General features: G+C 43.0%; 14 protein-coding genes. 8 read left to right on the top strand and 6 right to left on the bottom strand.

What is annotated here, in order from left to right:
• Nucleotides 1-142: 142 nt before the first annotated feature.
• Nucleotides 143-1,015, bottom strand: coding sequence for an alpha/beta fold hydrolase (locus CKO50_RS00340; protein WP_095726557.1), 873 nt, complete (start codon nucleotides 1,013-1,015; stop codon nucleotides 143-145).
• A 187-nt stretch (nucleotides 1,016-1,202) separates the two neighbouring features.
• Between CKO50_RS00340 and CKO50_RS00335 the strand changes: the two genes are divergently transcribed.
• Nucleotides 1,203-2,495: an alkaline phosphatase gene (locus CKO50_RS00335; RefSeq protein WP_095726556.1), complete on the top strand. Its 1,293-nt coding sequence runs from the start codon at nucleotides 1,203-1,205 to the stop codon at nucleotides 2,493-2,495.
• A gap of 288 nt (nucleotides 2,496-2,783) precedes the next feature.
• Here CKO50_RS00335 and CKO50_RS00330 read toward each other — a convergent pair whose 3' ends face one another.
• The 4 genes from CKO50_RS00330 to CKO50_RS00315 form a co-directional block, all read right to left on the bottom strand.
• Complete coding sequence (locus CKO50_RS00330) at nucleotides 2,784-3,080, bottom strand: hypothetical protein (RefSeq protein WP_095726555.1); 297 nt, start codon at nucleotides 3,078-3,080, stop codon at nucleotides 2,784-2,786.
• Nucleotides 3,081-3,124: 44 nt separating this feature from the next.
• Nucleotides 3,125-3,811: a tRNA (adenosine(37)-N6)-threonylcarbamoyltransferase complex dimerization subunit type 1 TsaB gene (tsaB, locus tag CKO50_RS00325; protein ID WP_095726554.1), complete on the bottom strand. Its 687-nt coding sequence runs from the start codon at nucleotides 3,809-3,811 to the stop codon at nucleotides 3,125-3,127.
• On the bottom strand, nucleotides 3,801-5,639 hold the full coding sequence (locus CKO50_RS00320; protein ID WP_095726553.1) for an ATP-dependent DNA helicase: 1,839 nt from the start codon (nucleotides 5,637-5,639) through the stop codon (nucleotides 3,801-3,803). The genes tsaB and CKO50_RS00320 overlap by 11 nt, the downstream gene beginning before the upstream one ends.
• 334 nt (nucleotides 5,640-5,973) lie before the next feature.
• A complete protein-coding gene (locus CKO50_RS00315; RefSeq protein WP_095726552.1) occupies nucleotides 5,974-6,318 on the bottom strand; it encodes a hypothetical protein in 345 nt (114 codons plus the stop codon).
• A gap of 278 nt (nucleotides 6,319-6,596) precedes the next feature.
• Here CKO50_RS00315 and CKO50_RS00310 point away from each other — a divergent pair, with 278 nt between their 5' ends.
• Nucleotides 6,597-7,601, top strand: coding sequence for a lipopolysaccharide assembly protein LapB (locus CKO50_RS00310; protein WP_095726551.1), 1,005 nt, complete (start codon nucleotides 6,597-6,599; stop codon nucleotides 7,599-7,601).
• A 92-nt stretch (nucleotides 7,602-7,693) separates the two neighbouring features.
• On the opposite strand, the gene CKO50_RS00305 is transcribed toward CKO50_RS00310, so the two are convergent.
• Nucleotides 7,694-7,930 (bottom strand): hypothetical protein, encoded by a 237-nt coding sequence (locus tag CKO50_RS00305; protein ID WP_095726550.1) that lies wholly within the window; start codon nucleotides 7,928-7,930, stop codon nucleotides 7,694-7,696.
• A gap of 333 nt (nucleotides 7,931-8,263) precedes the next feature.
• Here CKO50_RS00305 and hisG point away from each other — a divergent pair, with 333 nt between their 5' ends.
• The 6 genes from hisG to CKO50_RS24320 all read left to right on the top strand — a co-directional run.
• A complete protein-coding gene (gene hisG / locus CKO50_RS00300; RefSeq protein WP_095726549.1) occupies nucleotides 8,264-9,163 on the top strand; it encodes an ATP phosphoribosyltransferase in 900 nt (299 codons plus the stop codon).
• 4 nt (nucleotides 9,164-9,167) lie between these two features.
• A complete protein-coding gene (gene hisD / locus CKO50_RS00295) occupies nucleotides 9,168-10,463 on the top strand; it encodes a histidinol dehydrogenase (RefSeq protein WP_095726548.1) in 1,296 nt (431 codons plus the stop codon).
• Nucleotides 10,456-11,523, top strand: a complete 1,068-nt coding sequence (gene hisC / locus CKO50_RS00290) for a histidinol-phosphate transaminase (protein WP_095726547.1) — start codon at nucleotides 10,456-10,458, stop codon at nucleotides 11,521-11,523. Before hisD ends, hisC begins: the two co-directional genes overlap by 8 nt.
• Nucleotides 11,520-12,581 carry a bifunctional histidinol-phosphatase/imidazoleglycerol-phosphate dehydratase HisB gene (gene hisB, locus CKO50_RS00285; RefSeq protein ID WP_095726546.1) on the top strand — a complete coding sequence of 354 codons (1,062 nt, stop codon included), beginning with the start codon at nucleotides 11,520-11,522 and terminating at the stop codon, nucleotides 12,579-12,581. Before hisC ends, hisB begins: the two co-directional genes overlap by 4 nt.
• Complete coding sequence (gene hisH, locus CKO50_RS00280; protein ID WP_095726545.1) at nucleotides 12,578-13,168, top strand: imidazole glycerol phosphate synthase subunit HisH; 591 nt, start codon at nucleotides 12,578-12,580, stop codon at nucleotides 13,166-13,168. The genes hisB and hisH overlap by 4 nt, the downstream gene beginning before the upstream one ends.
• Before the next feature lie 11 nt (nucleotides 13,169-13,179).
• On the top strand, nucleotides 13,180-13,521 hold a 342-nt coding region (locus tag CKO50_RS24320; protein ID WP_255228709.1), incomplete at its 3' end, for a HisA/HisF-related TIM barrel protein.

Below are 13,521 nucleotides of genomic sequence, written 5' to 3'. Positions count from 1 at the left end.
GATGTAAGGCACTTTAACAATTGAGCAAATACTCTAAAAACGCCATATTCCCACAATATCTGAGGATTTACAATCTAGATGCTGTTGAAACGTGGGCTTTAGCGCTCTTTGTGAACTTTTCTTTCCATGATTAGTTTATTCTTTACGCTCCTTCAGTTGTAAACGCTGTTTTGTCGCGATTTTGGTGTGCTTCAATTAGCTTATAGCAAATTTCCGGGTTTTCCATATGGCAATGGTGGCCGCCGGGCACTTTCTCAAGCTTGAGCGAGTCGAAACAGCCCTTAAATTGATTATATTGTCTGACAATCATGTCATAGCCTTGTTCCGCTAATACCAATAAGGTTGGAACGGAAATCCCATTGAGCGCAGATTTTGCCTGCGAGATGGAATACCTAAATCCAGAGTGGTGCTTTAGCCTAGGGTCTAATGTAAGTTGCAGGCCTTCACTATGCGGCTGGGTATTTCTTGTCACAAGCAGCGCTGCTATTTCTACAGAAACATCACTGATTTTACTGCGCAGTTGCGCAAGTGTATTTATATCAGGATAAACCCTTGGTTCAGATTGTTTTAATTTATCTCGGGAATTAAACGCATTAATGAGCTGGGTTTTGGTATCACTCTCTGAGGTACTCACAATCCCTATACCCTCGATTAATACCAAGGATAAACAGCGTGTTGGATAGCAGCTTGCAAACAAGTTAGCTATCATCGCCCCCATAGAATGACCAACAACATGGCACGTTTTGATCTGTGCTAAATCTAAAAAGCACTTTAAGTCATAGGCATAATCGATAAAGTAATAAAAGGCGTCGGCACTTTTCCAATCTGAGTGTCCATGACCTGGTAAGTCAAGTGCGATATGGGTGTATTGTGTATTGCAAAAAGGCGCAAACGGCACAAAACTGTTGCTGTTATCTTGCCAACCATGCAGGTAGATAACGGTTTGCTTTCCCTCTCCCCAGCTTTGGTAGGAGAATGGCCCGATTTTTTGTTCTTTTATCGCATATAGAGACATCGACGAATTCTTTTAGTGTTCATTGTACCATCATTGATTTATCATCTTACCGTGACATATTTGAACTTACTACTTTGATTTGTTGAAAATATTTTTATCGAACATCCATTTTATTACGAATGCGTTTAAATTGATCAAATAGTAGAGAATCACAAACCTTCATCACGATAAGTACACGGGAATAACAATGAATTTCAAAACTAGCCTTTTGGCCTCATTTGTTGGATTAGTATTTGCGGCTCCGACATTGGCTGCTCCAAAAAACATTATTTATATGATTGGCGACGGTATGGGGCCGGCTTACACTACGGGCTACCGTTATTTTAAAGATGACCCTTCAACGAAAGTGGTTGACCCAACGGTTTTTGACTCTATTTTGGTAGGTATGGCGCATACCTACCCAGACGACGACACGGTTGTAACAGACAGTGCTGCGGGCGCAACCGCCTTAAGTACAGGAACAAAAAGCTATAATGGCGCAATTGCAGTAGATACCCATAAAGAACATTTGGAAACGATGCTTGAAGTGGCGAAAAGAAAAGGTAAAACAACCGCGCTTGTTGCAACATCGCAAATCAACCACGCAACACCTGCAAGTTTCGCGTCTCATAATGAATCACGTCGTAACTATGACGACATTGCCAATGATTACATAGACAATAAAATCGCAGGAAAACTACCAGTAGATCTTATGCTTGGTGGTGGCACTAAATACTTCATTCGTGAAGATAGAAACCTAGTTAATGAATTTAAAGACGCAGGTTATCAATACGTCGATGCTTTATCTAAGCTTGATACGCTAAATAAAATTCCTGCGATGGGTCTGTTCGCTGAAGTAGGTCTGCCATTCGCAATTGATGAAGAGCCGCAGCGCCTAACTAAAATGACGAAAACGGCATTATCATTATTGGAAAACCAAAATGATAAAGGCTTCTTCTTAATGATTGAAGGTAGTCAGATTGACTGGTGTGGACATGCTAATGATATCGCTTGTGCTATGCATGAAATGGACGACTTTGCAGAGTCAATTAAGCTGGCAAAGGCTTTTGTTGATAACAACCCAGACACTATCCTGGTGATCACTGCAGATCACTCTACTGGTGGATTAACGCTTGGTGCGAATGGTCAGTATCGCTGGGAGCGTGATGTGGTAGCTAAAGTGAAAGGTTCAGCGGGTGAGATAGCAAAAGCACTTGCAAAAACAAAAGACGTTAAAGCAACGTGGCAAAAGCTTACAGGCCTTGAGTATGACAGTGCGACTGAGCTAAAAGTAAAAGAAGCACTATCACAAGGTCCAAAGGCGCTAAGTGTTGTCGTTAAAGAAGCAATTAGTGATGCATCTTTTACTGGTTGGACAACGGGTGGTCACACCGCTATCGATGTACAAGTGTTTGCTCATGGGAAAGGTAAAGAAGCATTCATCGGCTCGCAAAACAATACCGCAATTGCGGATAAACTGATTGGATTTATTAAAAAGTAAAAATCTTCATCTACTATTCCAAACAAAGAAGGTCAGCATTTGCTGACCTTCTTTGTTATCGAGTCTTGGAAGAGATAATATACCAATTAGCTTTAATACTTGCTCAATTTGAAGGAGCAAATCTGACGCTAACGGCGTTAAAAATTTCTCATTTAGAACAACTAAATAGCAAAATTTTTGTCTTGCCTACATGGATGCAGGTACCTTAGCGATAGCAGGACGCGGTAGCGGTGTTATCGACAAGATTTTCTCGCCTCAAAATAGACCACTTAATTAAGCGAATTGGTATTACGCGTAAACAGAAACGCCAATCATACCTTTGATCTCATCTCGTCTTGCTTCGGTTGCAATTGCTTTGTATTCACTAATTGCCTGTCTAGTACGAAAGTTAGGGCGGTCGTAGATAGTCGAACGTTGCTGCGATTGGAACTGCTCCACCAACGCAATGCCCTTTTCACTGGTTTTGATCTGCGCGGTATTGAGCTTAGCCGTACTCATTTCTTCAATAGCAGGGCTCACCGCCTTTTTAGGCTGTGGCTTTACTTGGTATGTACCTGCTTGTTGAATGATTGAATTTAGTTTCACGTTCTAGCTCAATAAATACAATATGCTTGTATAAAAATACGCCTTTATTCTCGACCTGGCAACTTTTTCCACGTCACAGTATCCCTCACATATTGCGGCTGGGCGTCAGCCGCATCCACAGACAAGCCTTGTGTGAAACTATCGTCGGCTATAAACAGCATGTAATAAGCATCAGGTAACGTGATATTGTCAATGATTTCGCATTCAAGCTGTGTGGCAAGCTCTGAGAACGCTTGCCATCCTGTTCCAACACTGGCCGCACCACTTGATGTAAAGTCGATATTTTCAGGTTTAATAACTGTTTCTTCGGTGCTTGGTTGAATAACACCATGAGTTTCGCCCTTGTATTGGCATAAGTAGATCTCACCCATACGTGCATCTATTGCCGACACTACACTGGACTTGCCTGCTTCCATGTATGCCTGTTGCGCCATCGCCTGCAAAGTTGAAACACCAACCAACTTAAGACCTGAAGAATAAGCTAAGCCTTGCGCAACCGCTGTACTTATTCTAACCCCAGTAAAACTGCCCGGCCCACGTCCAAACACAATGCCATCAAGCTCACTAAGTGTGATATCGGCTTCGCGTAAAATACGTTCAACTAAGGGAAGTATCTTTTGGCTATGCTGCTGTGGGCAAACCTCGAAGTGGCGAATAAACTTGCCTTCATAGTGCAATGCAATACTGAGTGCTTCGGTGGAGGCGTCTATGGCCAACAGGTTATTTTTCATTTTTATCAATATTCTCTAAAAATCGAATTGCCTTGTTTAAGTCTCTCGTGCGAGACATATCAGGCAAACTACTTAAAAACGTCTGGCCGTATTTTCTCGTAACTAAGCGATTATCGCAAATAATCAGTACACCTTTATCGTTAGCATCACGAATTAATCGCCCAACCCCCTGTTTCAACGCGATAACAGCTTGGGGGAGTTGTATTGCATCAAAGGGTTCTAATCCACGCATTTCAGCGTCTCGCATGCGCGCTTGTAATAAAGGGTCATCTGGTGAAGCAAATGGTAGTTTATCAATGACAACACAACTCAACGTGTCACCTCTCACATCCACGCCCTCCCAAAAGGAGGCTGTACCAAGTAGTACGGCGTTACCGTGCCGAATAAATTGCTCTAAAATTATCCGTTTCGATGCTTGGCCCTGCATAAAAATGGGATATTGCAGTGCCGTATTCAGCCCTTCGTAGACTAAATGCATCGCGCGATAACTGGTAAAGAGTAAAAATGTACGCCCTTTTGCAGCTTCAATCACCTGTTTTGCAAGCTTTACCAGCGCATGTGGCATTAGATCGTCACGGGTTTCTGGCAAATAGCGTGGCAGGCAAAGCAAGGCTTGCTGCTTATAGTTAAATGGGCTATCAACAATAAATTGTGAGGTCGGTTTGAGTCCTAAGCTACGACTAAAGTGCTCAAGGGAATTATCAACGGATAAGGTAGCGGAGGTAAATACAAAGCTTGCCTCAGTGGTTTTGACAATTTGTGCAAACTTACTTGATACATCAAGCGGCGTGATATGAATAGATAAAAAGCGTCTTGTGGTTTCGAACCAGTAACTAAATCCAGTTTGACTGGTGTCAAAGGCACGTTCAAACTGATTTTTAAAGGTCATGACCTTTTCAAATGGGTGTTCTATTTTTTCGCTTCTATCTAGACAAAGCTTGAGCACTTTATAGAGAAAGTCTAAGTTAGCTATGACTCGATGCATGGCATCGCAAATCGGTTTATTGGCCAGCGCCTCACGCCAATCACCACGAGCACCATCGCCACCAAATACCAAACGCAAATCGGCGACACTGGTTTCCAATTTATTGAGTGTTTTGCCAAGTTGCAACATATCTGGAATATCAGAACGGTAGATCACCCTTAAATCGTTAATAAGCGCCTGCAAAGCTTTAGTGCCGATAGTCTCACCAAAGTAGTCACTGGCTATTTCTGGAAGTTGATGCGCTTCATCGAAGATATAGCTATCTGCGGTTGGCATTAGCTCAGCAAAGCCTAAATCTTTTACGGCCATATCGGCAAAAAATAAATGATGGTTGATCACCACAACATCGGCATCGACTGCCTTTAATCTTGCCCTTCGGATATAACAGTCTTCGTAGTCTGGGCACTCTTTTCCTAAACAGTTATCTGCGGTTGAGGTGACGTAGGGTAATACCTTAGCGTCTTCTTCGATACCCACACAGTCGGCTAAGTCCCCACTATGTGTTTCAGAAGCGAATTTTGCAACCATGGCAAGTTGGTGCATAACATCTGGGTCATCGGTTGGTACATGGCTCAAATGCTGTGACAAACGATAAGGGCATAGGTAATTGGCCCTACCCTTTAACAAAGTGACTTTTTTACCACTGGTAAGCACTTTTTTTAGGGTCGGTACATCACGATGGAATAATTGCTCTTGCAAGGCCTTAGAGCCGGTTGAGACGATGACTTTACCTTTAGACTGAAAGGCAGGAATGAGATAAGCAAACGTTTTCCCCGTCCCTGTTCCTGCTTCGGCGATGCATTGTCCACCATTTTGTATGGTTTCTTCTACCGCAATAGCCATATCAATTTGGGGCTGCCTTGGTTGATAGCCTGGGAAATGCTGGGCTAAAGGCCCCGTAGAAGAGAAAGTCGTAGATACAGCCAAAGTAATGTAGTTTGCAAACAGACAGGTCGCGAAATTGTATGTGGCTAAGCACCAAATCGCAACCGCTGTTTGGCAATTACTGAGTGTGGATACCAATTGAATTAATTCTCTAATCAATTTGAAGGGTGAAATAGCATATTAGCTTCGTTAAAAACTTCTCATTTAGAACAACTAAATAGCAAAATTTTTGCCTAGCTACTAAAGCTATTTCCCCGCTTCGAAATAGATCATTTACTTAATACAACTGATATTACCTGTTAAGTTGTCGTTTAACCTTAAGCATACCTACCCCACAAATAGTGAAATACACGAGATACAAAGCGATGCGGTTAAGCCAAGTAGGTTCTGGCGAAGGCATGATAACACGCAAGTAATCGTTCAAAACCAGCATACCGACACCGACAATGATTGCTGTCAATTGAAAGTGGCGGTGATTGGCTGAAGAAATGGTAAACAAGGAAACTAGGAGCAGTGCAAGGCTTAAGTAAAATGCTAAAACAGCCATGCTACCGGGCACAACACTGGGGGCTAACGCTAGCGCAGACAGACCTACAACGAACCAACCTATGAGATTTTTTACTGACTTATACGACATGTTATTTCTCCTTAAATAAATGGTCGTTAATTTATGCAACTTTGTTTGATTTATTGAATACAAACAGAACTATCAAATGTATCGGTATCGAAACAGAACATGGCGAGTGTATCGATAATGGCACGCAAAATACAGTAAGAGTAAAGCGATAACAGCCTACATCATATTGATTGTATGAATAAAAATATAAAAAGTAAAAGATGGTATCAAAACTGCAAATTAAGCTTACTTTAGAAAACACACAATAGTGATAATGGATGCACTAAAAAGGACACAGTATGTTTAGTAAATCGCTTATATATACCTCCTGCACGGTTTTTATTTTGTATAGTGCTTTAACACAGGCACAGCAACCCAGCTCTCAAATCACAATGCTTGAGTCTGCTTTTTATCATCGTCAGTATCAGCAAGTCACTAAAATGCTTAACTCGCTAAAAGATAAAGAGCTTGATGTAGAAATAATGGCCGTTTCAGTTGCGGTTGCACAAAATGATGATAATAAAGAAACACTGTTAAACACCTTGATTAAGCGCCATATAGACAGTCCAAAGGTGCATTTTACTGCTGGTAATTTATGGTATCAAATTAAACAGCAGTCTAATCTTTTTAATAAACTTAGCTTAGTTGAAAAGTCTAACAAGCACTTTATAAAAGCAGCAGAGTTGGCGCCAAATAATCCTGAGTACTTAGTATCTGCAGCGAAAGCACTAGCCATAGAAAGTGGTTTTTGGGATTCAGAAAAAAAAGCATCAAAAGTGATAGTTGATAGACTAAAAGCGATGGATGACCGCTACTATAACTTGGCTTTTATGGACTACTTACAAAACACACAAAATGAAGAATTAGCCCTAAAAACGGTAGCTTCTGTGGGTCAACATTATGCGCAAGATATCGTTTTGATCCATCGAGCTGCTAACTTATTGTGGACTTTTTCAGCGAAAGACGGCGCGCAGCGTTTATTCACTAACGGGTGCCTGATTGAGCATATTGCATTAAACCAACTACCAACGTGGAGAGATGCTTGTGTTTCATCGGCTTATTTAGCGCTCCAGCAGCACGGGGATAAGCGTAGGGCTGTTGACGCTATAAAACGCTTATTGGGAAAAGAGCGAGTACAGGATGAGCAGTATATTGAGTATTTAATGCTTCAGGCTGAGTTGTACCGGGAGCTCAAACAAAACGAAAAGGCTAGAAGTACGTACCTTCAGGCATTGAATTTAACCAAAATGCGCTCAACAGAGCGAGATATTCACCGGGCTCTCGCTGGTCTAGACGAAACATAAGCAAGGTTCGATAAAGCGGGTGAGGTATGGTGGGGAGTAGATAAACTCGGGAATTGAGAGACGTTTAATAGGTTATTTTATGCAAAACAAATCTACGCCCATGTATCTAGATTCTCACCTTTATGTTCTTCGTGAGATTTTTCCTCTTCATCTTCGCTTTCTTTAATTTTTTCATGCTCAGCAGCTTGGCGTTTAAGTTCGATCTCGGTTTTTAGATCTTTCTTAACTTTTTCAATCTTATAGTGCTGCACACCAGCTACATGAAATGCAGACTTATGAGTCACATCTAGCCGTACGATTGGGCCTAAAAAAGGTTTAAATGCATCCATCTGTTCCCCCTCTAACCTACTGTTGGTGTTACTTATTATCGGCTGTTATAAGCTATTCTTTAATTTGCGTTAAAAAATGATTGCCAAGTAGAACAAAATTATGTTTATCTATAAATGAACTTTTTGAACAGCAGATATATTACAAAGGTAACATCATGCTAATGACACTGACAGCAATTCATCACCATCATCATACGGGATAACCTGTCAGTTATTTCGCTGGTGGGTTATTCCTTAAAGGAACCTCCGGCGAAGCAAAAAGTATAGTCAAAGTTTATTTCGCCCCGGGGTTCCGCCTCGGGGTTTTTCGTTTAAAGAATTAGGAAATAAATAATGAGCAACAGCAACCGTTTAAGAATCGCAATCCAAAAATCAGGCCGTCTTTCAAAGGATTGCCAAGCCCTACTCAAACAACTTGGTGTAAAACTAAACCTACGTGAACAGCGTTTAATCGCTCATTCAACCAACATGCCTATTGATGTACTTAGAGTGCGTGATGACGATATTCCGGGCCTTGTAATGGATGGCGTGTGTGATTTAGGCATTGTAGGCGAAAACGTTTTAGAAGAAGTTCAAGCTGAGCGTGTTCGCAACGAGCAGTTTGCTGAAGTCACTAAACTTTCAAAACTGGACTTTGGCTTTTGCCGTTTAGCGCTGGCGTGGCCACAAGAATTAGGTCAACAGGAAAAAGCGTGGTTTAACGGCAAACGCATCGCAACGACCTACCCCGAGATTTTAAAGCAATATCTAAAACGTGAGAACATCGATGCCAGTGTGGTCATGTTAACAGGCTCGGTAGAAGTTGCACCTCGAGCTGGCCTTGCTGATGCCATTTGTGACCTAGTATCTACCGGTGCAACGCTTGAAGCCAATGGTCTGATGCAAGGTGATACCATATTAGAATCTAATGCTTGCCTGATTCAAAATGCAGCACTAACTGACCAAAGTAAGCTTGCCCTAATTGAAAAGCTAATGCCACGCCTTAAAGGGGTGAAGCAAGCAAAGGAGAGCAAGTACATCATGATGCATGCACCAAAGAACAAGTTAGATGAGGTATGTGCGCTTTTACCAGGTACCGGCCAACCAACTTTGCTTGCACTTGCTGGCAGCGATGAATACGTCGCACTTCACATGGTTAGCTCTGAAACCCTATTTTGGGAGACAATGGAAGAGTTAAAGGCGCTTGGTGCTAACTCTATTCTGGTTATGCCAATTGAAAAGATGATGGAGTAATAGCATGTTTGATTGGCAGTTAGCCACCAGCGAACAACGCATCGAATGTTTGAGCCGTCCTGCGGTCAAAGTGGGCGATAAGGTAAAAGCAGCAGTTGAAAAGATAATTGATAACGTCGCTCGCAACGGCGACAACGCATTACTTGGTTATGCCGAGCAGTTCGATGCACGTATTAATCCAAGAATACGGGTAACGGGAACAGAGCTTATTGAAAGCGAATTTGCGTTAACACCTGAACTTAAAAGTGCTATTGACCAAGCGTATAGCAACATTAAGAAGTTTCACCAGTTGCAGTTACCACAAAGCAAGACAGTTGAGACTCAGCCGGGGGTGATCTGCGAGCTTAGATATCAAGCGATAGAAGCCGTGGGTTTATATGTGCCAGGTGGTAGCGCTCCTCTACCTTCTTCTGTATTGATGCAAGGCGTGTGTGCGCAGCTAAGTGGTGCAAAAACAATCGTGTTGGCGACGCCAGTCAAAGGTGATTGCCAAATACATCCTGCGATTTTGTATGCGGCTAAATTGTGTGGTGTTACGGATGTGATTGAATGTGGTGGTGCAGGTGCAATTGCTGCTATGGCGCTAGGTACTAACAGCGTACCTAAAGTGAACAAAATTTTTGGCCCAGGCAATAGCTTTGTCACGATGGCAAAACAGCTGCTTTCTCAGTCAGTACCGGGACTTGCGATTGATATGCCTGCAGGGCCTTCTGAAGTATTAGTGATTGCAGATAAGGGGGCCAACCCAGAATTTATCGCCGCCGATCTACTTTCTCAAGCGGAGCACGGTGAAGACTCGCAAGTCATATTATTAGCATCTGATAGTCAACTTATCGAAGAAACTCAAGCTGCAATCGAGCGTCAACTCGGCGAGCTTAGTCGCGCTGATATTGCCAGAGCTGCGCTTAAAAACAGCACGTTGATTTTAGTTGAGAGCATAGAGCAAGCATTTGAGATCTCTGCAGAGTATGGGCCAGAGCATCTTATCTTACAGATAAGAGGTGCAGAGCGTTATCTGCCTCTAGTAAAAAACGCAGGCTCAGTGTTTGTTGGTGACTATACGCCAGAATCAGCAGGTGACTATGCGTCTGGCACCAACCATGTATTGCCAACTTATGGTTATTCAAAAACCTACTCAAGTTTAAACCTGATGGATTTTTATAAGGCCTACACCGTGCAAAGCATTACTAAAGAAGGGCTACGTGGGTTAAGTATTGCCATTTTACCTTTGGCGCAAGCTGAGGGCCTAGATGCACATGCGAACGCTGTTAAAGTAAGGCTGGAGAATAATAATGACTAATATTGCGCTACCAAATAACATCGAAAAACTAAAGGCTTACAGCTCTGCAAAAAGCGAAAAGCTGACAGGCACAATATGGCTTAACGCCAATGAAAGTCCATACACTCGTATGCTTGAAATGCGCTTTGATAACTTAAATCGTTATCCCGATCCGCAGCCACAAGTAGTAATAGATGCCTATGCGAGCTACGCAAAAGTCGAGCAAACAAATGTACTGATGACGCGTGGTGCCGATGAAGGGATTGAACTTTTAGTTCGAACTTACTGCGAGTCAGCCAAAGATAGCATTGCGATTTTTACTCCTACCTACGGCATGTATAAAGTTACGGCTGACACTCATAACATTGCGATTAATGAATTAAGCCAAGATCAGCTTGCCAATGACGATGTGGATACACTAATCGCTGCAATTGGCGACGCTAAACTTGTCTTCGTCTGTAATCCAAATAACCCAACCGGTGCAATGCAACCTGCCAGCAAAGTTGCAGCACTTGCAGGTAAGCTTCAAGGCCGTGCTATTTTGGTCGTTGATGAAGCCTATATTGAGTTCCGTGAAGAAAAAACCTGTGTCGAGCTTATCCAAGAGTTCTCAAATGTCGTCGTGCTGCGCACGCTATCTAAAGCGTTTGCACTGGCAGGACTTCGTGTTGGCTTTATGTTAGCGAGTGAAGCGCTATTAGCACCGGTGAAAAAAGTGATTGCACCCTACCCCGTTTCTACGGTAGTGGCACAAATTGCAGCAACTGCGTTAACGTCAGACGCGATAACGCAGATGCGCCGGCAAGTCTCTATTTTGAACCTAGCAAAAAAGAAGCTTATACAATGGCTACAAGACAGCGAGTTCGTAAGCGCAATGTTATGCGGCGAAGGCAACTTTGTTACTTTACAGCTAACCGACAAACAGTTTGTGGAGCAAGCGATGCGCCAAGGTTTAATCATGCGGCCATTTGTGCTGTTTGGCGAGGACAATTGGCTGCGCATCTCTATCGGCAACGAGCAGGAATTAAAACAAGTAGAAAACTGGCTGAAACAATGCCAAGTGACTGAGGAAGTATCATGAGCGCCCCCTATTTATTCATCGACCGCGATGGCACTATTATCGAAGAGCCAATAACCGATAAGCAAGTGGATAGCCTAGAGAAATTGGCACTATTACCCAATGTGATCCCAGCGTTATTACAACTGCAGTCGTTTGGTTACAAGCTAGTGATGGTATCTAACCAAGATGGTCTCGGTACAGACAGCTTCCCTAAAGCTGATTTTGATGCGCCTCAAGATAAAATGATGCAAATCTTAACAAGCCAAGGGATCCGTTTTGAAGAAGTACTGATCTGTCCTCACTTTGACGAAGACAACTGCCAATGTCGCAAACCTAAAACAGGATTACTCACAGAACTGATGCGCTCAGGTAGAGTGAACCTTAGCAAATCATTTGTTATTGGCGATAGGCAAACCGATATTCAGCTTGCAGAAAACCTCTGCATTGAAGGTATTCTTTACGAAGATAACTGGCCTGCTATTGTGACGCAGTTAACCACCTTAAATCGCAGTGCACAAATTGCCAGAAATACCAAAGAAACGCAGATTTCGGTAGCGATAAATCTGGATCAACAAGCTAATGGAGAGATTTCAACGGGGCTTGGTTTTTTCGACCACATGCTAGATCAGATCAGAACTCACGCTAACCTTGGCCTGAATATTCAGGCGAAAGGTGACTTACATATAGACGAGCACCACCTAGTAGAAGACATCGGTATTGCCCTTGGTCAGGCTTTTAAGACCGCGCTTGGCACAAAATCACAAATCGCACGTTATGGCTTTGCGTTGCCTATGGACGAATGTAAAGCAGAATGTCAATTGGATTTATCTGGACGCGCGTCTTTTGTACTTAACGCTGACTTTACAAGAGATAAAGTGGGCGACTTGGATGTACAAATGGTTGAGCATTTCTTTAAATCCTTCGCGGATAATGCGGCAGTGAGTTTAATTTTGAGCGTAAGCGAAGGTAATGCCCACCACCAAGTTGAGGGGTTATTCAAAGCATTTTCTCGTGCTATTCGTATGGCAATTGCAACTGACGCGTCACAGCAAATGGCAAGTTCTAAGGGGTGTTTATGATTGCAATTATTAATACTGGTTGTGCCAATATTAACTCAGTGCGTTTTGCATTTGAGCGCCTTGGTGTCACGCCTGAAGTGATCACTGCACCGGAGAAGCTAGCCCGCTTTGAACGAGCCATTTTACCCGGTGTAGGCCACGCTAATGTGGTAATGAAGCGCTTAAATGAGCAAGGCTGGGCAGACGCAGTAGCTGACTATCAACGGCCTTTGATGGGGATTTGTTTAGGGATGCAGCTGCTTTGTCAATCGACTGAAGAAGGGGATATTTCGTGCTTAGGTCGCATTCCGGGTAAGGTTGAGTTATTAGAGACTAACGAGTTAACTGCACCGCACATGGGCTGGAATAATCTTCGTGTGGTGAAGTCTCATGCGCTCACTACAGGGCTTAGTGAACAAGACCAAGTGTACTTTGTACACAGTTTTGCGCATACCATCAATCAATCGACATTGGTGTCGGGTGAATACGGTCAGCCGTTCTCTGCGATTGTCGCAAACGACAATTATGCCGGCATGCAATTTCACCCTGAGCGCAGCGGCAAGGTTGGCGCGCAGCTTTTACAAAACTTTATTAATTGGCAGCTATAAAAGGACGAACAATGATTATTCCCGCTTTAGATGTATTAGAGAACAATATTGTTCGTTTGTATCAAGGCAAGTACGAAACCGCACAGTTTTACCCATTTAATTTAGCTGAGCGTTTACTTGAATACCAAAATGCAGGCGCAGCCAAGCTACATTTGGTGGATTTAGAAGGCGCTCGTGACCCGAGCAAAAAGCAATGGCGCACTATCCAAGCGGCGACTAAGGCTTTATCTGTTCCCTTTCAGGTCGGCGGTGGTATTCGCAGTATTGACGACGTAAAGCAATGGTTAGATGCCGGAGCTGCCCAAGTGGTGATAGGCTCGATGGCGGTAGATAAACAGCAAGAAGTTGCAGCA

The organism is Pseudoalteromonas sp. HM-SA03 (assembly GCF_002289345.1).
Lineage (GTDB): Bacteria > Pseudomonadota > Gammaproteobacteria > Enterobacterales > Alteromonadaceae > Pseudoalteromonas.
The sequence above is the reverse complement of the archived record's forward strand: the minus strand, read 5'-3'. Positions and strand labels throughout refer to the sequence as shown.

Bases quoted from the DNA above. Each gene is read 5' to 3' on its own strand.
- hisB (WP_095726546.1), top strand. From the start codon at position 11,520: ATGAGCGCCCCCTATTTATTCATCGACCGCGATGGCACTATTATCGAA.
- tsaB (WP_095726554.1), bottom strand. From the start codon at position 3,811: ATGAAAAATAACCTGTTGGCCATAGACGCCTCCACCGAAGCACTCAGT.
- CKO50_RS00310 (WP_095726551.1), top strand. From the start codon at position 6,597: ATGTTTAGTAAATCGCTTATATATACCTCCTGCACGGTTTTTATTTTG.
- hisG (WP_095726549.1), top strand. From the start codon at position 8,264: ATGAGCAACAGCAACCGTTTAAGAATCGCAATCCAAAAATCAGGCCGT.
- CKO50_RS00340 (WP_095726557.1), bottom strand. From the start codon at position 1,015: ATGTCTCTATATGCGATAAAAGAACAAAAAATCGGGCCATTCTCCTAC.
- hisH (WP_095726545.1), top strand. From the start codon at position 12,578: ATGATTGCAATTATTAATACTGGTTGTGCCAATATTAACTCAGTGCGT.
- CKO50_RS00320 (WP_095726553.1), bottom strand. From the start codon at position 5,639: ATGGCTATTGCGGTAGAAGAAACCATACAAAATGGTGGACAATGCATC.
- hisD (WP_095726548.1), top strand. From the start codon at position 9,168: ATGTTTGATTGGCAGTTAGCCACCAGCGAACAACGCATCGAATGTTTG.
- hisC (WP_095726547.1), top strand. From the start codon at position 10,456: ATGACTAATATTGCGCTACCAAATAACATCGAAAAACTAAAGGCTTAC.
- CKO50_RS00315 (WP_095726552.1), bottom strand. From the start codon at position 6,318: ATGTCGTATAAGTCAGTAAAAAATCTCATAGGTTGGTTCGTTGTAGGT.
- CKO50_RS00335 (WP_095726556.1), top strand. From the start codon at position 1,203: ATGAATTTCAAAACTAGCCTTTTGGCCTCATTTGTTGGATTAGTATTT.
- CKO50_RS00305 (WP_095726550.1), bottom strand. From the start codon at position 7,930: ATGGATGCATTTAAACCTTTTTTAGGCCCAATCGTACGGCTAGATGTG.